Source organism: Providencia sp. JGM181, from assembly GCF_018257375.1.
GTDB lineage: Bacteria > Pseudomonadota > Gammaproteobacteria > Enterobacterales > Enterobacteriaceae > Providencia > Providencia lanzhouensis.
Genome location: NZ_JAERJY010000012.1, coordinates 1 through 22,204 on the forward strand (window position 1 = coordinate 1; position 22,204 = coordinate 22,204).

Below are 22,204 nucleotides of genomic sequence, written 5' to 3' on the forward strand. Positions count from 1 at the left end.
ATTTAAGACAGATATTATGGGCACGAATGCCCATAATATGGAAAATTAAATTCTATTTTCTTCTGAGTTTCTGCTGTGTATATAAAGCATCTAAAGTAAATAAAATTAATGCAACCCAGATAAAACCAAATGTAATTAACAATTCTTGGGTCATCACCTCGCCATACACAAATACGGCAAGTAAGAACATAATGCTTGGGCCTAAATACTGGAAGAACCCTAACGTTGATAATCTTAAATGGTTAGCGGCTTCAGTAAACAGTAACAATGGCACTGTGGTAATAATCCCTGCAGCGATCAGGAGAATATTTAAATGCCAGCTGTTCATTGTCATGTCACTTGTCGGGCTATCTGCAAAAAATAGCAGGAAGATAACGCCGACAGGTAGCAACCATAAGGTTTCAAATGTCATACCCGTTTGCGCATCAACACCCAATTTTTTACGTAATAAACCGTAGGTGGCAAACGTCACGGCAAGGCTTAATCCAATGATTGGCACGGAGCCAAACTGCCAGAGTTGAATTAATACGCCAGTAAGAGCTAATCCGACCGCAACCCATTGCATTCGGCGGAAGCGTTCATGTAAAAATATCATGCCAAACAATACGTTAACCAGAGGGTTGATAAAATACCCTAAGCTGGCTTGTAGCATATGCCCATTATTTACCGCCCAGATATAAATCAGCCAGTTAGACGCAATTGTCACAGCTGTTACACCTAAAATTAAGATCTTTTTAGGCTGTTTTAAGACTTGGCGGAAATAATTCCAATGGCGCGTGATGGTCAGTAATAGCAGCATAAAGAAGAATGACCAAATAATACGGTGAGTCAAAATTTCTTCTGCAGGCACTTCTTTGATGGATTTAAAATAAATGGGGGCGACACCCCAAATAAAATAAGCGCCTAAGGCACATAGTACGCCTTTGGTAGTATTTTGTTGGCTCATGAATAGCTCTGAAATTGATATAAAGTCAAACTGAGAGATCGAAGCCAAGAATGTGAGAGGCTCGATGTGTGATGTCGTTAATGTGACATTGCTCAGGTTTTTTTACAAGCTATTAGTTAATGAGGTTATTAATTATTTACTAGGCTGTTTCATCCGCTCAGATTTTTTTACCCAATCAAATAAGTCGCAGTGGCTGTAGCAATATGCTGATTTTTCTCATTATGTAATTCACTGCGGGTGACGGCAATTTTATTACCATCGCGTAGTAAGCTGGCGCTCGCGATAAAAACCTCTCCACGCCCAGGGCGCAAATAATCAACGCGTAAATCAATTGTGCCCATTTTGGACATCTTGTCGGCAATATCTTGGTGAACGAGAGGCTCAATGCGTTGAAGGATCCGGTTGATGCACACCATACCTCCCGCCACATCTAATAAGGATGCAATAACACCACCATGGAGAATATTTTGGGTGAAATTACCAATAAGCTCGGGACGATTTTTCACGGATAGCTGGACTAAGTCATCCGTCATTTGTAGTAGTTCAATTCCAAGTAATTGATTAAAAGGCATTCTATAGATAAATGCATCGCTCATAAATTTGCTGGCTTCTTCGAAAGTATAGATGCGGTCATTCATTTTAGGATCCTTGTCTATGATGTTAATGATAAGTTAACATTATGTATGTGCTAATATCTAGAAAACAAATGAATAATCTTTCAACGGTTGATCATTTTTCGGTGTAAAATGAAACAAATTTTTTTCACCGCAGTTGAAATAGGAATGGCAAATGCGCGCTTTACAAATGTTGTTGAGTTCTGTGCTCTGTTTCTGGTCTGTTTCACTTTTTGCATCTGACAATACCAACGAACCGGCACAGCAGGATACTGAAAATCATACACCCGTTCGCGGAAGTATTATTTCGGGGTTACTGCAAAATTATGATAACCCATTCGTTCTGTATCCTTATGAACCCAATTACATCATTTATACCTATACGTCTTCGATGAATAAGAAGGCCATCGCGAGTTATGATTGGGGTGATGATGCACTGAAAGATGAAGTGAAATTCCAATTGAGCTTGGCGTTTCCTATTTGGCGTGGTATTGCGGGGGAAAATTCGGTTCTCGCGGCATCTTATACCCAGCGTTCTTGGTGGCAATTGAGTAATAAGAAAGAATCATCGCCATTTCGTGAAACCAACTATGAGCCACAGATTTTTGTTGGTTGGGCGCTAGATAACCAATTTGCGGGCTGGACGTTACGCGAATTCGAAACGGGCTTTAACCATGAATCAAATGGTCGCTCTGATCCAACATCCCGTAGTTGGAACCGTATTTATGCCCGAGCAATGGCGCAAAAGGGTGACTGGCAAGTGGAATTGAAGCCATGGTACCGAATTCCTGAAAGTGAAAGCAGCGATGACAACCCAGACATTAATAAATATCTCGGCTATTACCGCGTAAAAGTGGGGTATGCACTTGGGGATAGCGTTATTTCAGCTGCGGGTCACTATAACTGGAACTCAGGGTATGGTAACGCGGAGTTGGGCTGGAGCTATCCAATGACGAAGCACGTGCGTTTGTATACCCAACTGTTTAGCGGTTATGGTGAGTCGATGATAGACTACGACTATCGCCAAACACGTTTTGGTATCGGTGTGATGCTTAACGATATCATGTGATCTGGGCAGACATCCCAGTCATTTCAGGGTAATATCTTGCCAATAGCTGCTCTTTTTGGGCAGCTATTTGTTTCAACCTCTAGAGGGAATTCGTGTCTACCGCTTGCGTTATCAATCAACTTTCACTAGCTGAAAATGTGCTCAACAGCACGTTCGGCTACCAATCCTTTCGTCCGGGACAAGATGCTGTCATTGGCGGTATCCTCGATGGTCGTGACTGCTTAGTATTGATGCCAACAGGGGGCGGAAAATCGCTCTGCTACCAAGTGCCTGCGTTGGTCAAACAAGGTATTACGCTGGTGGTATCACCTTTAATTTCCTTAATGAAGGATCAAGTTGATCAACTCAAGTTACACGGTGTTGAAGCGGCTTGTTTAAATTCCTCACAAACCCCGCTAGAGCAGCGCCAAATTATGGAATTATGCGCTCAAGGGAAAATCAAACTTTTGTATGTGGCGCCAGAGCGCTTATTGACCGACTACTTTATTCAGCAAATTGGTGGCTGGGATATTGCCTTACTGGCGGTAGATGAAGCGCACTGTATTTCCCAATGGGGCCACGATTTCCGCCCTGAATATCGTTCGTTAGGTCAATTACGCCATTCTTTACCGAATGTACCAGTGATGGCGCTGACTGCCACGGCAGATGAAACCACGCGCGCTGATATTATTCGCTTACTCGAGCTTAATGACCCATTAGTCCATGTGAGCAGCTTTGATCGCCCGAATATCCGCTATACTTTAGTCGAGAAGTATAAGCCGTTAGATCAATTATGGTTTTTTATTAAGGCTCAGAAAGGTAAATCGGGAATTGTTTACTGTAATAGCCGTAGTAAAGTTGAAGAAACCGCGGAAAGATTGCAAAAACGTGGCTTGAGTGTGGCTGCTTACCACGCGGGTTTGGAGAGCGCCCAACGTGACTGGGTACAAGATGCTTTTCAGAAAGATAATCTGCAAATTGTGGTTGCGACCGTGGCATTTGGAATGGGGATTAACAAGTCCAATGTCCGCTTTGTGGCACACTTTGATATTCCTCGCAACATTGAAGCGTATTACCAAGAAACAGGACGAGCGGGGCGTGATGGCGTCGAAGCCGAAGCCATTCTCTTCTACGATCCTGCTGATATGGCGTGGCTCCGCCGATGCTTAGAAGAAAAACCAGCGGGAATGCAGCAGGATATTGAACGTCATAAACTGAATGCGATTGCTGCCTTTGCGGAAGCGCAAACTTGTCGTCGCCTAGTTTTACTAAACTATTTTGGTGAAAACCGCCAAAAACCTTGCGGTAACTGTGATATCTGCCTTGATCCGCCAAAGCGTTATGATGGGCTGATGGATGCGCAAAAAGCACTCTCCTGTATTTATCGCGTTGGGCAGCGGTTTGGTATTGGCTATATTGTTGAGGTGTTACGAGGCGCTAACAATCAACGGATCCGCGATTTAGGGCACGATAAACTGCCAGTTTATGGCATTGGTAAAGAGCAAACGAATGAACATTGGGTGAGCGTCTTACGTCAATTAATTCATTTAGGCATGATCACGCAAAATATCGCGCATTTTTCCGCACTACAATTGACGGAAGCAGCCAGACCCATACTGCGTGGTGAAATGCCATTACAGTTAGCGGTTCCACGTGTTTTAGTCACCAAAAGCCGGAATCAACAAAACAAAATTTATCATGGCAATTATGATAAGAAGCTGTTTGCCAAATTGCGTAAATTACGCAAATCCATTGCGGATGAAGAAAATATCCCGCCTTTTGTGGTGTTCAACGATGCAACGTTGATTGAAATGGCAGAGCATTGCCCGACCAAACCCGTTGAATTATTACTGATTAATGGGGTTGGTGAGAAAAAATTAGAGCGTTTTGGTGAGGCGTTTATGACACTCATCCAAGACCATCTAGAAGGTTATGAATGAGGAAACCCCATGACGCCAGATAGTCTAAAAGCCAGTTGGTTAAATCGAGAAACTGAGTTTTCGGCCTTTACCAACGGTCCGCTTTTAGATTTTTGGCAACTACGTGAAGAAGCTGAGTTTTTAGGTGTTGATGACGTTCCTATTCGCTATGTGCGTTTTATTCATGCAAAGCACCATAAAGCTGTGGTTATCTCACCGGGTCGCAGTGAAAGTTACGTTAAATACCCTGAAATCGCCTACGATTTTTATCATCTAGGATTCGATGTTTTTATTATTGATCATCGTGGGCAAGGGCGATCAGGCCGTATGCTGGCGGATCCCCAAAAAGGGCACGTTGAAAAATTCACAGATTACATTGATGATTTTGAAAAATTCATTGATTTAGAAGTGAGAGATCGTCACTATCCTAAATGCTATGCGTTGGCTCATTCGATGGGAGGCGCGATTCTCGCTGGGTATTTACTCCGAGATAGCGTGACATTTGACGCCGCCGCATTGTGCGCTCCCATGATTGGCGTGAATTTACCGATGCCCCATTGGCTCGCGAGCTTTATTGTTGAGCGTGCAGAACCGCGCCGCAGTGTGCGAAATGATTATGCGGTTTCAACGGGAAAATGGCAGCCATTACCTTATTTAATCAATGTGTTAACCCATAGCCAAGAGCGTTATCGACGTTATTTACGCTACTATGCGGATTATCCTGAATTACGTCTCGGTGGTCCAACTTACCACTGGTTACGAGAAAGTTTTGCGATTGGCAAAGAGCTGGTTGCGAAAGCGGGAGAGATTGAAACCCCTCTGATGCTCCTTGAAGCGAGCGAAGAGAAGGTAGTCAGTAATCGAGAGCTACAAGCTTTTTGTCAAAGTCGGCAAAAAGCGCAAACAGGACGAGAAGAAAAATTACCCCTCATTATCGAAGGGGCTCACCACGAAATCCTGTTTGAAATAGATGCATTGAGAGCCATGGCCCTCAATGCAATTTGTGATTTTTTTGAGCAGCATTAGCCATAATTAGGGATCTTGTATGAAATATCCGGTTGTTGCTTCCGATTTGGACGGAACACTTTTATCTCCCAATCATGATTTAACTCTGTATACCAAAGATACACTTAAGCAGCTTGTAGCGACCGAAGAAGTCCGGTTTGTGTTCGCGACGGGACGCCATCATATTGATGTTGCACAGATCCGTGATGGTCTGGGTATTGATGCTTATATGATCACCTCGAATGGGGCGCGTATTCATAATACCAATGGTGACCTCATTTTTGCGAACAACGTTGACTCGCAGATAGCGAAAGAACTGTGCTTAATGGAGTTTGATCACCCTGAAATTCTCACCAATTACTACCATGGTGATGATTGGTTTATTAACCGTGAAAGCCCTGAGCAGAAAGAGTTTTTCAAAGAGTCCGTGTTTAATTACCAACTGTTTGACCACCGCGATTTCCCTACATCGGAAGTCTGTAAAGTGTATTACACGAGTGAAGATCATGATTTACTGGTCGATCTGCAACAGCGTATTCAACGTCGCTGGCAAGATAAAGTGCATGTTACTTTCTCCTTACACAGCTGCCTTGAAGTGATGGCAGGCTCCGTTTCTAAAGGGGAAGCTTTGAAACAAGTCACGGCATTGCATGGTTATGGAACCCATGATTGCATCGCGTTTGGTGATGGCATGAATGACAAAGAGATGCTGAAGTTAGCGGGCAAGGGCTGCATTATGCAGAATGCTCATCAGCTGCTGAAAGATGCTTTACCGCAGATGGAAGTGATTGGTTCTAACCAAGATGATGCGGTTGCTCGTTATTTGCGAAGTAAATATTTAGACAACAAATAATCACTTTTGCTATGTGTATTAGCAGAAAGCCAGATAGAATAAAAAACTATCTGGCTTTTTATTTGCCTTTTGTCATGAATGATAACGAAAAGTGCTATTTGTCTAAATTAAGGCGTTTATCCTATTTTGTCTTCTGACGAGTAAATTTAAACTACTTCAAATGAAAAGCGAGTTTAGGCTGTATAATCTGCCAGATCAGCCGATAATAACGGGTATTACTGTGTCGCCAGTTGCCATACTGCACTGTTGAGGGTTACTTAGGATGAAAAGAATTGCGTTAGCGCTGTTGTTAGGATCTGTTTGTTATAGTTCATTATTACTGGCTACACCGGCGAAACCAACGACCGCCAGTGAACAGACGACGATAGAGCAAATTACGCAGTTAGCTGAAAAAGGTGATCCCGCATCTCAATTCCTGTTAGGTGAGCGTTATTTTAAAGGTCAGGGCGTTTCCCAAGACTCCAAAGTGGCAGCGGAATGGTTTATCAAAGCTGGTGATCAAGGTAATTCAGATGCCCAATTCCGCCTTGGTACTATGTATGTAAATGGTTTTGGTGTTCGCCGAGATTATGATAAAGCGATGCTGTGGTACGAAGAAGCCGCTAAAAATGGTGATACTCGCGCAGAAACCAACATGGCCACCATGTATGCACAGGGCTTAGGGGTTAAACAGGATCTGGAAAAAGCTGCATACTGGTTTAGAAAGGCAGCGCAAGGCGGTAATGTGATTGCACAGTTCAAAATCGGGCAAATGTACTCGATTGGCAGTGGCGTCGCATTAGATAATGAAAAAGCTGTGTTTTGGTTCAGAAAAGCCGCAAAACAGCGTGATGCAAATTCCCAAGACCGTTTAGGGGTGATGTACTCTGAAGGGAAAGGGGTGAAAAAGAACCTACAGCAAGCGTATGCATGGCTGTCTACCGCGGTTTATAGTGGTAATAAAGAGAGCCAACGTTTACAGAAAAAAATCGCAGAGCAGTTGAACGCAGAAGAGCTGAAACAAGCGCAAAAACTGGCTGATAACTACATTAAAACCTACGGTAATAGCGAAGAAAGCTAATTCGTCCAATATTAATTTAACGGGATATCAGCAGGTATCCCGTTAATCCGATCACAGACAGAATCAAATATCCCCAGCAAAAGCGGTAAAATCGATTATATCCCCATCCTCGGCGTACACTGAGTTGTAGCGCTTTTGTCGATAATTGACGCACTTTCAAACGGTAAACCACTAAATACAGCAGGCTGAATCCTTGCCACAGATAGAGCGTATTAAAGGCAAAACCCTTTCCGACAATCAGCAAAATCACCAATGGAATCAGAAAAAACAGAATGGAGCCTACACGCTCATACTGTGCAATTTTTAATTTGATGGATTCGTCTTGGATTTCTACTGCTTGAGTCATTACTCTGCCTTTTTTACCATAGAAAATAAGGGAGCAAGTGCTCCCTCAATAAACTTATAGCTCACCAGTACCACGAGGTGGGTTGCGACCAGAAAGGTTATTTGTGGCGCTTTGAATCGAATTACTGCGCACATCCACACGGGCTTGGAACGGTGGGAATGGCAATGTAATTCCTTGTTCTGCAAAGGCTTCTAAAATATGCTGATGGATTTCGTGGCGAGCCGGTAAACGGTGCCCCATTTCACCTGCATACACCCGCAGCTCGAAAATTTGGATCCCTTGCTGTAAGTCCACGAGATAAACTTCAGGATTCGGGTTATCCAAGATCATGGACGAGCGTTTTGCGGCCCGCAGGATAATCTCTGTCACTTTTTCGCTATCGGCATCCGCAGGAGCAGGGATGGTCATCACGATACGGGTAATGGTGTCGGTCAGAGACCAGTTAATAAACTGTTCAGTAATAAATGCCTTGTTCGGCACAATAATCTCTTTTCTATCCCAGTCCGTTAAGGTAGTGGCGCGGGTATTAATCTTAGTGATACTACCGGTTAAGTTACGGATAGTGACCGTATCGCCGATACGGATCGGTTTTTCAAACAGGATCATCAAGCCAGAGATAATATTGGCGAAAATTTCTTGTAAGCCAAACCCGAGCCCGACCCCCATTGCAGCAATAAGCCACTGCAGTTTTGACCAGTCGATCCCCAGCATTGAGAAACCGACAATAGTTCCGATGATGGTGATGCTGTACTTGGTCAAGGTACTGATGGCATAACCGGTACCCGGTGTTAAATCGAGATGCTGAAGAACCGCCAGTTCTAATAGTGCAGGCAAGTTTCTGACGAGCTGTGCAGTAACGATAATCACCAAAATAGCGATGAAAATCGACCCCATTGTGATGGCTTGAACGGTTTCGACTCCATTGATGGATGAGGTCACATCCCACAGGCGAATATTTTCAAGGAATGAAAATGCGGTATGTAATTCGGACCACAGCCAGATTAACGAGACCAGCGCTATCATAGTCAGAATGGAGCGTACCAATCCAACTGATTGGGAACTGATAGTATCAAGGTCAAGAACCTGCTCTTCGATATCAATATTCCCTTCACCGCTAGCATTGGGTAATTGAGAGTCTTCTTCCCCTTTAGCTCGCTGGGCTAAGATCTCCGCACGGCGCTGTTTTGCTCGCTCGAAGGCGAGTTTGCGGCGCTGCATCGACATCCAGCGCTGGATTGTGTGATAAACAATTAGAATCACAAACCAAATCGCAACAGAGGTTTCGAGCCGCGCTAGTAGTGCTTGAGACGTTGAGAAATAACCTAATACGGAGAAAAATGCAGCAATCACCGGCGCAATGAAAATGAGCCACCATAATGCGGTATTAACTAAGTTTTCACCGGAGCCGTGCCTGTCCAAATACAATGGAATTTTAGAACGGCGTAAGTTGTTGGTAATTAGGCTTAATGCGACGCACAGCACTAAGAAGCAGAGGCGGCCTAAGGTCGCGGAGAACTCTCTTTCGCTGTAATGTTCAAAGGTGATGATTGCCATCACTAACGGCACAATCACAAAAATGGCTAATCGATAATGGCGCATTGCGCGCTTAACTGCGTCTTTATCCCAACCAAAGTGGGAAATGAACAGCCCAGTTGGGCGTGAGAATGTTTCACTGATCATAAACAGCCAGAGCAGCGGGGTCGTTGCGCTAACGCCGTAGCCAATCGCCGCTGCCATCGGATATTGCCATGCACTTTGTAAGCCATAACCAATGGCAGACCACATCATTGGAAGGGGGAGTGCGACAATAATCGACCAGAAAATAGTACGAACGGTTAAATAGAAACGGTCTTGTGTGACTTTACCAATGCGTAGGCTGGAGCGGTCTAAGAACGCTTGATAATGGCGGCGCGTGCTAACACTGAAAATCACTAAGATAATGGAACCTAGCAGGTATAAGAACGAGTCTTGGCTCGTGACCATCACTTGTAGTGCGCCCGTTAGCTGGGAGAGAGTATCCAGTGAAAGTAGCTGGGTCATGTCAGTAACCACAAGTACCGGATAATTAATGCTAATTGGCGGGACGTCAGCGACCCAGAATAGATAACGGTTTGAGGCGTCTTTCACCTCTTTTAGCGCATCAGTTAATTGCCCCGTTGCAACATTGAGCTTAGTCAGCTCTAACATTTCGCCATCAAAGCCCGAAATGAGAGAGGTTAATAGCTCTTTGCGGGTCTTCATCAGTGATTGATAAACCTGCGACTGGGCAGGACTTAAATCATTAGCACTTTCTTGCACCGACACATCGAGCTTGGATAAGCGCTCAAGCATATCTTCATAATTTAGCCGCTGAACACGTAAATCCGCCATTTCACGGTCAAGTTGCTGGCTTTTAGGGATATCTGGAAGGCGAGAAAGTTGTGTTCGAAGCGCTTCCCCTAAGGAACTTGAACTGCTGATCCACTGGGCTTGTTCACGGATAGTGGACAGTGCTTGTCGCGCATTTCGAATGCTGGTGGAGATTTCGGCTTGGTTGGTGGTGATTGCGCTCATGCGCTGCGCTTGCTCGGTCAACTCTTGGGACATTTTGCGGTTGATATCGAGCTGTTCTTTTAAGAACGGGGTCAATTCACCCTGTTCCGCCAACATTTCTGTATGCTCTAACGCCAATATTGCTTTTTGCTGGCGTTGGGTATTTTGAAAATCACGGAGTTGCTGAAGTTCAAGCTCTAGGCGCTGATAACGCTTTTTCTCAAGCTCTAGCGCCATTCGAGAAATTTCTTGGCGGTTATTAGCTGATAACTGCGCCATTTCTAGCTCGTTCACAATCGATTTGCGAGCACTTACTTCGGCTTGAGCTAAGGTATATTGAGCTTCAGCTAACGGAGTCGTTGGCGTATTGAGCGACTGGAAACGCGTTGAGGCGTCAGTTAACTGGCGTCGAGCTTCAGACAGCTGCTGTGGCAAGAGATTCAGGGATTCGCTGATTTCACGCCCTTTGTCTTGCTCTTGCTGCATCAAGCGCCCTTGATCAAGCAATTGGCTGCTTACTTGAGTAATACGCTGCTCGAGTTCACTTAAGCTAATGCTAGTGGGGATCGCGGGCGGTGTATCCGTTTCATTGAGCAAGTTTTGGCGGATGGTTTTGATAATTCTAGGAAAATTATCAATAGCGTCTTGGTAAGACTTTGCCTTATTGTCCGCATCTCGAGCTTCATTAATCCAGCTTAATGCCCCTTGCAACGCTTGAGCAATCTCAGCATCTTTGGGGTTTTTGTTTGGATCAAGCTGTTTGAGCTCCTGTGTAATCTGTGCTTCATCTTGCGCGGAGGCTGGCGCCGCTTGGGATGAAAAAACGATTAACAGGCTAAGTAAAAAACTGATAATCAAACGCACAGTGAGGAGCTCCTTCAGCGATAGAATAACTTAATTATAGTTTAAATGATTAGCTAACAGTTTCAGTGCGTTGCTGTTCATCCGTTGATTCAGCCAACAGCTCACCCATGCGGGTTGCATAGCCTGGGATCAATGAGGCATTAAAGCGAATTTTGTTAGGCTCAAACAGATTAATAACAGTAGAACCCAGTTTAAATAGACCCATTTCTTCCCCTTTTTGTAGGAAGATAGCGCCTTCTTCACCTTGTGCTGGATACGTCCAACGTTTAATCACGCCTTCACGTTGTGGGTTAACACAACCGCTCCAAACCGTATCAATGCTGCCTACAATGGTTGCACCAACTAAAATCTGCACCATTGTGCCAAATGGGGTATCAAACACGCAGATCAAACGTTCATTACGCGCGAATAGGTTCGGCACATTTGCTGCGGTTAATGGATTAACGGAGAACAGATCGCCAGGGACGTAAATCATCTCTGTTAATAAGCCATCACATGGCATATGCACGCGGTGGTAGTCGCTTGGGGATAAATAGGTTGTGATAAAATCACCACCACGGAATTTATCCGCTAACTGATATTGACCAGCAAGCAGGGCTTCAACCGTATAGTTATGACCTTTTGCCTGAAAGATTAGGTCATTATCAATAGGCCCTAATTGGCTAACAGCACCGTCCGCAGGTTGTGCAAGTTTATGCTCAGCTTCAACAATTGGGCGCGCGCCATCTTTCAGCGTACGGATGAAGAAGTCGTTAAAGGTTGAATATGCAGTCAATTCACTTTTTTGAGCTTCATTCATATTCACTTTATAGGCTTTAGCGAACAGCTTTATTGCCCATTGGGTTACAAACCCGACGTTTCGACTAGCAAACCATCCTGCAAGTTGGGTAAGCCCTTGTTTAGGAAGTATAAATTGCAGGCGGATTTTGATTTTATCTAGCACGTTAACCTCTGAATTTTAAAGGTAAGTTAGTGAAAGGGCGCTATTGTAACTGAAACTAATCTGCTTTCTAATTATTTCACAAAGCAGATAAGATGTGAGCGCTCACTAACTTATTTTAGACTGATTTTGGGGATTATTTATCTTTAGCGGTAAAGTTACCACGCAGTTTAACTTGTTCCATACTTTCTAAAATACGGTGATAGTTTTCAAAGCGTGATTCGGCAATTTTGCCGTCTTCCATTGCGTCTCGCAGTAAACAACCAGGGTCATCTAAGTGTTTACAATCGCGGAATTTACAGCCACCAAGGTAATCTTTAAATTCGACAAATCCTTTGGTCACTTGTTCCTTTGTCAGGTGCCAGAGACCAAATTCACGCACGCCCGGTGAATCGATGACATCACCACCCTGTGGGAAGTGGTACAGCCTGGATGCAGTCGTGGTGTGTTGCCCTAAGCCCGAGGTATCAGAGACATCATTGACTAAGATCGCGGCTTCATTTTGAGGTAACAGCGTGTTCAATAAACTGGATTTACCGACACCAGATTGACCAACAAAGACTGACACTTTACCGGATAGGGTGTTAGTGAGTGCTTCCATTCCTTCACCGGTATGGCTGGAAACTTCGAGCACTTGGTAGCCAATGTCGCTATAAATTGTCATTAAATCACTGACCCACTCGCGATTTTCGTCATCTAGCAAGTCAACTTTGTTTAAGACAATAATCGGCTGGATCCCTGTGGTTTCACAGGCGACTAAGTAGCGGTCGATAATATTGAGCGATAATTCAGGTAAAATCGCAGAAACCACGACGATTTGGTCGATATTGGCGGCGATAGGTTTTAACCCATCATAATAATCAGGACGAGTTAAGACGGAGTGGCGCTCATGAACGGCTTCGACAATACCGTTCACTTTGATATCACTCTGTGTGTTTAGCGCAGGACGCCAGACAACTTTGTCCCCGGTCACTAAAGATGAGATGGTTCGACGCAGGTTACAACGCTGTATAGTGCCGTCTGAGGCTTCAATATCCGCATGTTGACCAAAGCGGCTAATTACTAAGCCCTCTTGAGCCTCACCTAATTGGCTATCATCAATCTCAATAGTTTTCTGCTTTTTGAGCCTTTTTTGATGATTTTCTTGCACGCGGCGCTGTTGGCCTTTCGAAAGTTTCTGCTTAGCCACCTGACCTCTCTCACTTAAATAATTTGGCGTCTATATTATAACCGATAGGGATATTATTGAAAAACAACATACCTATAACGGATAGAACGAAGGGTGTTATCATACCTTAACTCCACCGTATTCAGTTAGGGCATATCATGCAAAAGAATGAGAATAATTTAATTTGGATCGATTTAGAAATGACCGGGCTCGATCCTATTCGTGATCGTATTATTGAAATAGCTACTATTGTGACTGACAGTAACCTGAATATCTTAGCCGAAGGCCCTGTTATCGCGGTACATCAAACCGAAGAGCAGCTGGCATTGATGGATGAGTGGAATGTAAACACCCATACTAATAGCGGCTTAGTAGAGCGCATTCGTAAAAGTTCCATTGGTGAGCGTGAAGCAGAGCTGGCGACCATTGAATTTTTAGAAAAATGGGTACCAAAAGGCGCATCGCCTATCTGTGGGAATAGCGTAGGGCAAGACCGCCGCTTCTTATTTAATTATATGCCAGAGTTAGAAAGCTATTTTCACTACCGCTATCTTGATGTGAGTACATTAAAAGAGTTAGCCCGCCGCTGGAAGCCTGAGATCCTCGCCGGATTTTCAAAGAAAAACACCCACCAAGCGCTGGATGATATCCGCGAGTCAATTGCTGAGCTGGTATATTACCGAGAAACGTTTATTAAATAATATTGCTATCAGGGTGAGTTGGTTTTTCTCAAAGAGCCAACTTTTCCTCGATATTCATTGTAATGCAATTTGCATTACGTTTGTCATTACGATAGTCTTTGTTAAGTTACTTTGAAAGTAGGAGAAAGTGATGTCAACAATTCAGATTAGAGTCGATGAACAATTAAAGAAAGAAGCCTATCAAGCCTTAGAAAATTTAAATTTATCACCATCAGATGCACTGAGATTATTTTTACGTTACGTCGCAGAAAATAAGAAGCTTCCTTTTGCTGAGGTTTCTGTTGTTGTGAGTGACAATGATGATGATGAAGATATTCTGGCTGTCGTTCGTGAGCGTTTGAAGAAACCAGCTAAACGAATCAGAGTGAATTTGGATGATTTATAATATTGACTTCGATGAACGCGCATTAAAGGAATGGCAGAAGCTTGGTAGTGATATCCGAGAACAATTCAAAAAGAAACTGAAAAAATTACAAACTAGTCCCCATGTGGAATCAACACGGCTACAGGGGGATTTATCCGGTTGCTATAAAATCAAATTACGGGCATCAGGTTACCGTTTGGTGTATCAAGTTATTGATTCTGAAATTGTTATTTTAGTTATCTCAGTAGGTAAGCGAGAAGCGGGTAAAGCTTACACAACGGCAAGCTCAAGAGTTGCGAAAGGGATAAAGCCATAGTCGCAGTAAATATGGCTGCGCAAATTAACAAACTTAACACCTTGAAATGCTTATTTAACAAACGGCGACGACAAAATCATCACTATGATTGTTTTATCATCAAACGAACAAAAAAATAAAAAAATTGAGTTCAAACGCTTGCTAGTATCTTAATTTCTCGTATAATGCGCTCCCCGTACCGATGAAGTTTTTGTGATTTTATTGGCACGATTAAGGCACCAAGAATTGGTTATGCGGGAATAGCTCAGTTGGTAGAGCACGACCTTGCCAAGGTCGGGGTCGCGAGTTCGAGTCTCGTTTCCCGCTCCAAATTTTTACCTATCAATTTTCTCTGTATTTCTTTCTGTATGACCCCCTAATAAACATCCTATTAAATGTTAGTTTTGTGCTTACGCGTTAATACTTATTGGCCTTTTAGCGTTCATTATTTACACAAAAGCAGCTTTTGCCTTCCTTGCCCACGATCCTTTTATTATTTATGATCTTTTTAGGATCCAAGTGAGTTTTTTGCTTGCATTCATAGGCGGAGAGCCATAGAATAGCCACCCCTTAGCAATAGGGCATCCTATAAGAACTTCAGCTAAAATGGCGAACGTTCGAGTGAAAGGTAAAAAATCTTATTTTTACCGGTTCAGTTAAAATTTCTTATTAACCTGACTTTTTGATAACTTTACTTTAGTTAGTTAACTAAAATTCAGCGTTTTTTATTACTTCTCTCCATGAGAAAGTTATCCACAACCTGAGTGGATCTAGGTTCATTTTATCCTAGATAGAAATACTTTGCTGCACAGAGTTATCCACAGGTTAGTTATTGGTTAATTTTTGACTATCACAAAATGAATATTATTAATTTTAATTTTAATTCATTGAAATTAAAGTAAAAAACTATTTCTTCAAAATGTGCTTAGCACAACTTGCAAATCCTTTACCTATTGTCGGGTAAGCACTTTTTTATTTTATTCACATCAGTTTGACAATTGATAGATTAGGATATAAGGCTGGACTTTTTTTAGGCGTCTCTAGGTAAACCTTTAGTAATTGCCCGAACAAGACGTTTTTGTTGCGAAGTTTGAATTGTGACTTGGTTTTCTTCTCGACGCTTGAGTTGTTGGCCAATCGACCATTGGAAGTGCTCGTCTAACATAGGGTTGATCCCTAGACGACTCTGTAATGCGAGAATAATATTATCTTGATAGGGTGCATTACCCAAAGCAACGCTGATATTACGTAGCCATTTTATATAGCCGATACGGCGAATCGCCGATCCTTCCGTAATACGGAGAAATTTCTCTTCGTCCCATGAAAAAAGATCCAATAGCTCCGGCGTATGCAATGCGGCTCTAGGGCTAAAATCCTCTTCATCCGTCAACTGAGAAAAGCGATTCCACGGGCAGATAAGTTGGCAGTCATCACAACCATAAATCCGATTACCCATGAGAGGGCGAAACTCTTCGGGGATAGCACTATCGAGTTCAATGGTTAGATAGGAAATACAGCGCCTTGCATCAACAGTATAAGGCTCGACAATTGCACCTGTTGGGCAAGTTGTCATACAAGCAACACAGCGCCCGCATTGCTCTTCAACGGGTTGATCAACGGGTAGAGGAAGATTGACAAGCAATTCGCCAAGGAAAAACCATGAGCCTGAATGTTGGTTGAGCACCAGTGAGTGCTTGCCCGTCCAGCCTAAACCCGCTTTGACAGCAAGTGGGCGTTCCAGGATAGGTGCCGAGTCAACAAAAGGGCGAAAATTCAAATCATCGGAACACTCAAACTGGCTGCAATACTCGAGGATCCGATCACTAAGCACTTTTAAGCGTTTTTTTAATAGCTTATGATAATCGCGACCAAGGGCGTAGCGGCTGACATAGCCTAGTTCTGGATTGTTTAGCGTGCTGGCAAAAGCTGCCTTAGCAGGAAGGTAGTTCATTCGAACACTAATGACACGCAGTGTGCCGGGGTGTAATTCATGGGGTCTCGCCCGCATCATACCATGGCGCTTCATCCACTCCATTTCTCCATGATATTGTTTATCCAGCCATGCTTGGAGCTTGGGTTCTTCAAGGGTAAGATCCGTATCGCAAATACCGACTTGTTGAAAGCCAGCATCGATGCCCCATTGTTTAATATTTTGGGCAAGAAGGTCGAGATCGAGGCGTGTGGACATGGGAAATATCTAGATAAAAGTGGATTCGCAGGCACTCTAACACGATCATTGGATTTCTCAAAATCTACGGATCGCGTTGGCACGATCTTGCTCGGAAATGTCCGATCTCGATGTTCCAACAATGTTAAATAACACAAATAGATCTGCTTGAGTTAAAATAGGCGTTAATATCAATATTGAATGAATTTTATCATTATAATTGGCTTCGCTAACTATGAAAGAACGCACAGTACAACTTGCTAATGAAGAGCAAACAGTCGCGCTTGGGCGCACGATCGCTATGGCCTGTAAACAAGGCGCAGTTATTAACCTGTATGGCGATTTAGGTGCAGGAAAAACCACATTTAGTCGTGGATTTTTACAAGCATTGGGCCATCAAGGCCATGTAAAAAGCCCAACCTATACACTCGTTGAGCCTTATGAATTAGCGGATAGACACGTTTTTCACTTTGATCTGTATCGCTTAGCTGATCCTGAAGAACTTGAGTTTATGGGGATCCGCGACTATTTTTCAGACAACTCAGTTTGTTTAGTGGAATGGCCACAGCAGGGTAAAGGCTTCTTACCTGAAGCGGATCTGGAGATCCATTTAACCTATCAAGATGAAGGGCGTCAGGCTCGGGTTGTCGCTTTTTCGACAACCGGAGAGTCGTTATTGGAAGCGTTAACGGTATTCTAAGGAACATATAGCTCATGATGAATGCATCGATGAACAGAATAACTACCAAGGGTATTTTTTCTCTTTTCTTATTATTGATGATGTTTGCTCTGGCTCTGGTGACATCAACCGCCAAAGCTGCATCTCTCTCTAATATTCAAGTTAGTAATAGCCCTTCACAGGCGCAAGTGACATTAACATTTGTTGATGGAAAGCCTGATTATTCCTACTTCCCGTTGCACTCACCAGAACGCTTAGTGATTGATGTTCAGCAACGTGGTGAAATTATTGGCTTACCACTTAAGCTACCGAAAGGGGACTTGGTGAAGCAAGTTCGCGCTAGCCAAGCACCTGATAGCCAGCACAAACGTATCGTCCTTGAGCTTTCTCAAGCGGCAAAAACTAAAGCGGTTGTTCAGCAGGTTTCTGGTCAATACCAAGTTGTCTTTACGGTATCAACAGGTAAAGGACAGACATCAAATTCATATAATAATACCGTGATGCCAGCCCAGCCAACGGCAACGCCATCCACACGTAATTCGCAGCCTGTTCAGCCGGTACAAGAAAAACCATTAAAAATGAATGTACCAGCGGTGGCTTCATCGACCACGCCATCAACCCCAGCAACGCCAACCAAAACCTTGCCAAAAGGTACTAAGCAGGTGGTGATTGCGATTGATGCGGGCCATGGTGGAAAAGACCCAGGGGCGATTGGTAAAAACGGTTATAAAGAAAAAGACGTGACACTAAGTGTGGCGCGTAAATTGTATCAAAAACTGGATGCAGATCCGATGTTTAAGCCTGTAATGACAAGGGACGGAGACTATTTTATTTCCGTCAGTGGTCGTTCAGACGTTGCTCGTAAGAAAGGCGCCAACATGCTGGTTTCTATTCATGCTGATTCAGCACCAAACAGTAGCGCTCGTGGGGCATCCGTTTGGGTACTATCTAATCGCCGAGCAAACAGTGAATTAGGTAGTTGGTTGGAGCAACGTGAAAAGCAATCTGAGCTTCTTGGTGGGGCGGGTGACGCACTTAGTGGTGCAGATCCGTATTTAAGCCAAGCGGTATTGGATTTACAGTTTGGGCACTCACAACGTGTGGGTTACGATGTTGCCGTTCATGTCATTCAGCAGCTCAGAAAAATTGGTAATATTCATAAGAAAACGCCAGAACATGCGAGCCTTGGCGTACTACGTTCTCCCGATATTCCATCCATTTTAGTGGAAACTGGGTTTATCAGTAATACATCCGAAGAGCAGCTATTGAAGTCCAATGATTATCAAGAAAAAGTGGCTGATGGTATTCACCAAGGGTTACGTCAGTACTTTTTAGCGAATCCGCTGCAAGCAGCGCCAAAATAAGTGAATTAGGTTATGGCAATCCAGATCCTTTCTCCTCAATTAGCAAACCAAATAGCGGCGGGCGAAGTGGTCGAAAGACCCGCCTCCGTGGTTAAAGAGTTAGTCGAAAATAGCCTTGATTCAGGGGCAACTCGTATCGATATCGAGATTGAGCGAGGAGGAGAAAAGCTGATCCGGATTCGGGATAATGGTTGTGGGATCAACAAAGATGAATTGATCCTCGCTTTAGCGCGCCATGCCACCAGTAAAATTGCCACATTAGATGACCTTGAAGCTATCATGAGCATGGGTTTCCGTGGAGAAGCCCTTGCCAGTATTAGCTCTGTTTCCCGCCTGACATTAACCTCCAAACCTGCTGAGCAGACTGAGGCATGGCAATCCTATGCAGAAGGTCGTGACATGCAGGTGACGGTAAAACCCGCAGCCCATCCAAATGGCACAACGGTCGAAGTGCTGGATCTCTTTTACAATACGCCAGCTCGTCGCAAATTTATGCGCACAGAAAAAACCGAGTTTGGGCATATTGATGAAATCGTGCGTCGAATTGCACTTTCTCGCCCTGATGTGGCAATTAATTTGTCGCACAATGGCAAATTAGTTAAGCAGTATCGTGCAGCGCAAGATGCCAATCAGCATGAGCGCCGTTTAGGCTCAATCTGCGGAACGGGTTTTATGCAAGGCGCGTTAGCGCTTTCATGGGAGCACAGTGATTTAGGAATCAAAGGCTGGGTAGTTACACCATCAACGACGTCTAGCGGAGTCAGTGATATTCAGTATTGCTATGTGAATGGTCGTATGATGCGCGATAAGCTGATCAACCATGCGATCCGTCAAGCTTATGAAGGTCATTTGGATGAGAATCAACAACCTGCTTATGTGCTGTATTTGACCATCGATCCAAAGCAAGTGGATGTGAACGTCCATCCCGCTAAACACGAGGTGCGTTTTCATCAAGCCAGATTAGTGCATGATTTCATTTATCAAGCGGTACGCACTGTATTGCTTAATGCGCTGACGGAAAATGAACTTCCGGGAATAGAGCCAGTATCCAACGAAGTTGAAAACCGGGCATCTGCGGGGGATAACTACTTTGCATCTCCTGCTTCACCAGAAATAGAGAAACCGCAAGGATCTCAACGGATTCATGCTCAAGAGCCTTCACTTTCTTATGGTGAACCACGAAGTGAATCAGTCATGGGCAAAAGTCGCTCTTTTGTTTCAGACAATGCAGGTAAATCCAGCCCAGTACCAAGCTATAGCCGCCCAGAGCCAAGCTATGAACGCAAAGCGGGAGAGCTGTATCAACGTTTGATGTCGATTCCTGTTGCGCCTGAAGATAAAAAACCGTTATTTCCAGAAAGAAAGCCGTTGAGTGTCAATGTTGTAGACAGCCAATCTGTAGCGAAAAGTGCGGATAACTACCAATTCGGTAAAGTATTGACAATTTACGCAAAAAACTTTGCATTAATTGAGTCTTCATTAGGGATAATCCTGTTATCCTTGAATGAAGCGAATTACTTACTCAAGCTGGCTCAATTAACGCCAGAAAATGGTGGATTAAAACCTCAACCGTTGCTGATTCCCTTAAAATTGTCACTAAAAAGTGACGAAATAGAGGTTTTGCAACGTTATAAGGAACAATTGACACTATTTGGTATCGATGCCTCGATATTTCATGGAAAAGTAACAATTCATACGGTATCGTTACCGTTAAGAACGCAAAATTTATCGCAGCTTTTTTCTGATTTAATCGTGTTTTTGTCAGCAAAAGAGAGTGTCTCGAATGAAAATATCGCCCAATGGCTAGCAAATGCGATTTCACAGGCAAAAAACGAAGAAAGTTGGAGTTTGGCGCAGGCAGTTCAATTACTGGCTGATGTTGAGCGGATCTGTCCGCAGTGGGTTACAAATCCACCGCCAACATTATTACAATTAATTAATTTACAACCCGTGGTAGCTACACTGACAAATGAGTGATTTAGTAACTCAACAAAAACCTAATGCCATCTTCTTAATGGGGCCAACGGCTTCGGGCAAAACGGCATTGGCCATCGAATTACGCAAGCATTTGCCTGTGGAGATTATTAGTGTCGATTCGGCATTGATTTATCGAGGAATGGATATTGGTACCGCGAAGCCTAATCAAGAAGAGCTTAGCCAAGCCCCGCATCGTTTGATAGATATCCTCGATCCATCTCAGCCTTATTCTGCGGCTGATTTTCGTCGTGACGCATTAAATGTAATGGATGAAATTTCGTCTCAAGGTAAGATTCCATTACTGGTCGGCGGCACTATGCTTTATTTTAAAGCCTTATTAGAAGGGTTATCACCGCTGCCATCAGCCTCTCCAGAAGTGCGTGAGGCAATTGAGAAGATAGCGCAAGAACAAGGTTGGGCTGAAGTACACCGCCGTTTGGCTGAGGTCGATCCCGTCTCTGCGGCTCGTATTCATCCTAATGATCCACAAAGATTATCCCGAGCTTTAGAGGTATATCTCATTTCGGGACAAACTTTGACTGAAATGACTCAAACAGCAGGCACAGAATTGCCTTATAATGTGTTTCAGTTTGCTATTGAGCCACAAGATCGTAAAATTTTACATGAGCGTATCGAACGTCGTTTTCGTTTAATGCTAGAAGCAGGGTTTGAAGACGAAGTGAAAGCGCTATACCAACGAGGCGATCTTCATGTTGATTTACCTTCCATTCGTTGCGTAGGTTATCGACAAATGTGGTCTTATCTCGATGGTGAAATAGATTATGATGAAATGGTTTATCGAGGGATTTGCGCGACGCGCCAATTGGCTAAACGGCAGATCACTTGGTTGAGAAGCTGGGACAATGTTCATCGGTTAGATAGTGAACAACCTCAGCAAGCGCTTGACACCGTTATTCAGGTTATTAGTGCATAGGGCTATTCTTTGTGTACAATTAAAGCGTTAAGCGTAATTTTTGAGTAGTAATTTTTAGGAATCGTAAGATTCTCATTTAAAAAACAACAAAATAAGGAAAACATAGAATGGCTAAGGGGCAATCTTTGCAAGATCCGTTCCTGAACGCATTACGTCGTGAAAGGGTTCCGGTCTCTATTTATTTAGTTAATGGTATTAAATTGCAGGGTCAAATCGAATCTTTTGACCAATTTGTTATTTTGCTGAAAAACACAGTTAGCCAGATGGTTTATAAACACGCTATCTCTACTGTGGTTCCAGCACGCCCTGTTTCTCATCATAGCGGTACTGGTACTGCTGGCGCTGGCAATGGCAACTACCACGGTGGTGCTTCTGCTGGGCAAGATGGCGAATCAGCTGAGTAAGACTGTACGCTAAAAACAAGGAAA

At 43.6% G+C, this 22,204-nt stretch carries 20 protein-coding genes and 1 tRNA gene; 14 read left to right on the forward strand and 7 right to left on the reverse strand.

Annotated elements, in window-relative coordinates; all coding sequences use genetic code 11:
- Positions 1-52: 52 nt before the first annotated feature.
- Positions 53-946: an EamA family transporter RarD gene (gene rarD / locus JK188_RS03385; RefSeq protein WP_036948885.1), complete on the reverse strand. Its 894-nt coding sequence runs from the start codon at positions 944-946 to the stop codon at positions 53-55.
- A gap of 167 nt (positions 947-1,113) precedes the next feature.
- Entirely contained in the window at positions 1,114-1,584 is a 471-nt protein-coding gene (locus JK188_RS03390) for a thioesterase family protein (RefSeq protein ID WP_108478800.1), read from the reverse strand.
- Between the two features lie 151 nt (positions 1,585-1,735).
- Here JK188_RS03390 and pldA point away from each other — a divergent pair, with 151 nt between their 5' ends.
- The 5 genes from pldA (at position 1,736) to JK188_RS03415 (ending at position 7,445) form a co-directional block, all read left to right on the forward strand.
- Positions 1,736-2,629 (forward strand): phospholipase A, encoded by an 894-nt coding sequence (gene pldA, locus JK188_RS03395; protein ID WP_211886829.1) that lies wholly within the window; start codon positions 1,736-1,738, stop codon positions 2,627-2,629.
- A 92-nt stretch (positions 2,630-2,721) separates the two neighbouring features.
- The gene (recQ, locus tag JK188_RS03400; protein ID WP_036948892.1) at positions 2,722-4,548 is read left to right on the forward strand and encodes an ATP-dependent DNA helicase RecQ; all 1,827 of its coding nucleotides are present in this window, start codon (positions 2,722-2,724) and stop codon (positions 4,546-4,548) included.
- Positions 4,549-4,557: 9 nt separating this feature from the next.
- On the forward strand, positions 4,558-5,553 hold the full coding sequence (gene pldB, locus JK188_RS03405) for a lysophospholipase L2 (protein WP_211886831.1): 996 nt from the start codon (positions 4,558-4,560) through the stop codon (positions 5,551-5,553).
- A gap of 19 nt (positions 5,554-5,572) precedes the next feature.
- Positions 5,573-6,385, forward strand: a complete 813-nt coding sequence (gene yigL / locus JK188_RS03410) for a sugar/pyridoxal phosphate phosphatase YigL (RefSeq protein WP_108478802.1) — start codon at positions 5,573-5,575, stop codon at positions 6,383-6,385.
- 262 nt (positions 6,386-6,647) lie between these two features.
- The gene (locus JK188_RS03415) at positions 6,648-7,445 is read left to right on the forward strand and encodes a tetratricopeptide repeat protein (protein WP_036948904.1); all 798 of its coding nucleotides are present in this window, start codon (positions 6,648-6,650) and stop codon (positions 7,443-7,445) included.
- A 16-nt stretch (positions 7,446-7,461) separates the two neighbouring features.
- Here JK188_RS03415 and JK188_RS03420 read toward each other — a convergent pair whose 3' ends face one another.
- The 4 genes from JK188_RS03420 to rsgA form a co-directional block, all read right to left on the reverse strand.
- Positions 7,462-7,791: a hypothetical protein gene (locus tag JK188_RS03420; RefSeq protein WP_211886832.1), complete on the reverse strand. Its 330-nt coding sequence runs from the start codon at positions 7,789-7,791 to the stop codon at positions 7,462-7,464.
- Positions 7,792-7,845: 54 nt separating this feature from the next.
- Positions 7,846-11,187 (reverse strand): miniconductance mechanosensitive channel MscM, encoded by a 3,342-nt coding sequence (gene mscM, locus JK188_RS03425; RefSeq protein ID WP_211886833.1) that lies wholly within the window; start codon positions 11,185-11,187, stop codon positions 7,846-7,848.
- Between the two features lie 49 nt (positions 11,188-11,236).
- Positions 11,237-12,130: an archaetidylserine decarboxylase gene (asd, locus tag JK188_RS03430; RefSeq protein WP_211886834.1), complete on the reverse strand. Its 894-nt coding sequence runs from the start codon at positions 12,128-12,130 to the stop codon at positions 11,237-11,239.
- A gap of 133 nt (positions 12,131-12,263) precedes the next feature.
- Positions 12,264-13,316, reverse strand: coding sequence for a small ribosomal subunit biogenesis GTPase RsgA (gene rsgA / locus JK188_RS03435; protein WP_211886835.1), 1,053 nt, complete (start codon positions 13,314-13,316; stop codon positions 12,264-12,266).
- A 137-nt stretch (positions 13,317-13,453) separates the two neighbouring features.
- Between rsgA and orn the strand changes: the two genes are divergently transcribed.
- From orn to JK188_RS03455, 4 genes are all read left to right on the forward strand, one after another.
- Entirely contained in the window at positions 13,454-13,996 is a 543-nt protein-coding gene (gene orn / locus JK188_RS03440; protein WP_036948917.1) for an oligoribonuclease, read from the forward strand.
- A 130-nt stretch (positions 13,997-14,126) separates the two neighbouring features.
- Positions 14,127-14,381: a type II toxin-antitoxin system RelB/DinJ family antitoxin gene (locus tag JK188_RS03445; RefSeq protein ID WP_211886837.1), complete on the forward strand. Its 255-nt coding sequence runs from the start codon at positions 14,127-14,129 to the stop codon at positions 14,379-14,381.
- Positions 14,371-14,676 carry a type II toxin-antitoxin system RelE family toxin gene (locus JK188_RS03450; protein ID WP_211886838.1) on the forward strand — a complete coding sequence of 102 codons (306 nt, stop codon included), beginning with the start codon at positions 14,371-14,373 and terminating at the stop codon, positions 14,674-14,676. The genes JK188_RS03445 and JK188_RS03450 overlap by 11 nt, the downstream gene beginning before the upstream one ends.
- A 233-nt stretch (positions 14,677-14,909) precedes the next feature.
- Positions 14,910-14,985 (forward strand) — tRNA-Gly (locus tag JK188_RS03455).
- A gap of 700 nt (positions 14,986-15,685) precedes the next feature.
- On the opposite strand, the gene queG is transcribed toward JK188_RS03455, so the two are convergent.
- Positions 15,686-16,843, reverse strand: coding sequence for a tRNA epoxyqueuosine(34) reductase QueG (gene queG, locus JK188_RS03460; RefSeq protein WP_108478804.1), 1,158 nt, complete (start codon positions 16,841-16,843; stop codon positions 15,686-15,688).
- Positions 16,844-17,057: 214 nt separating this feature from the next.
- Between queG and tsaE the strand changes: the two genes are divergently transcribed.
- The 5 genes from tsaE (at position 17,058) to hfq (ending at position 22,180) form a co-directional block, all read left to right on the forward strand.
- Complete coding sequence (gene tsaE, locus JK188_RS03465) at positions 17,058-17,522, forward strand: tRNA (adenosine(37)-N6)-threonylcarbamoyltransferase complex ATPase subunit type 1 TsaE (RefSeq protein WP_036948926.1); 465 nt, start codon at positions 17,058-17,060, stop codon at positions 17,520-17,522.
- A gap of 14 nt (positions 17,523-17,536) precedes the next feature.
- Positions 17,537-18,865, forward strand: coding sequence for an N-acetylmuramoyl-L-alanine amidase AmiB (amiB, locus tag JK188_RS03470; protein WP_181477678.1), 1,329 nt, complete (start codon positions 17,537-17,539; stop codon positions 18,863-18,865).
- Positions 18,866-18,877: 12 nt separating this feature from the next.
- On the forward strand, positions 18,878-20,842 hold the full coding sequence (mutL, locus tag JK188_RS03475) for a DNA mismatch repair endonuclease MutL (protein ID WP_211886840.1): 1,965 nt from the start codon (positions 18,878-18,880) through the stop codon (positions 20,840-20,842).
- Entirely contained in the window at positions 20,835-21,776 is a 942-nt protein-coding gene (miaA, locus tag JK188_RS03480) for a tRNA (adenosine(37)-N6)-dimethylallyltransferase MiaA (protein WP_211886842.1), read from the forward strand. Before mutL ends, miaA begins: the two co-directional genes overlap by 8 nt.
- A 107-nt stretch (positions 21,777-21,883) precedes the next feature.
- Entirely contained in the window at positions 21,884-22,180 is a 297-nt protein-coding gene (hfq, locus tag JK188_RS03485) for an RNA chaperone Hfq (protein ID WP_006662385.1), read from the forward strand.
- Positions 22,181-22,204: the final 24 nt, after the last annotated feature.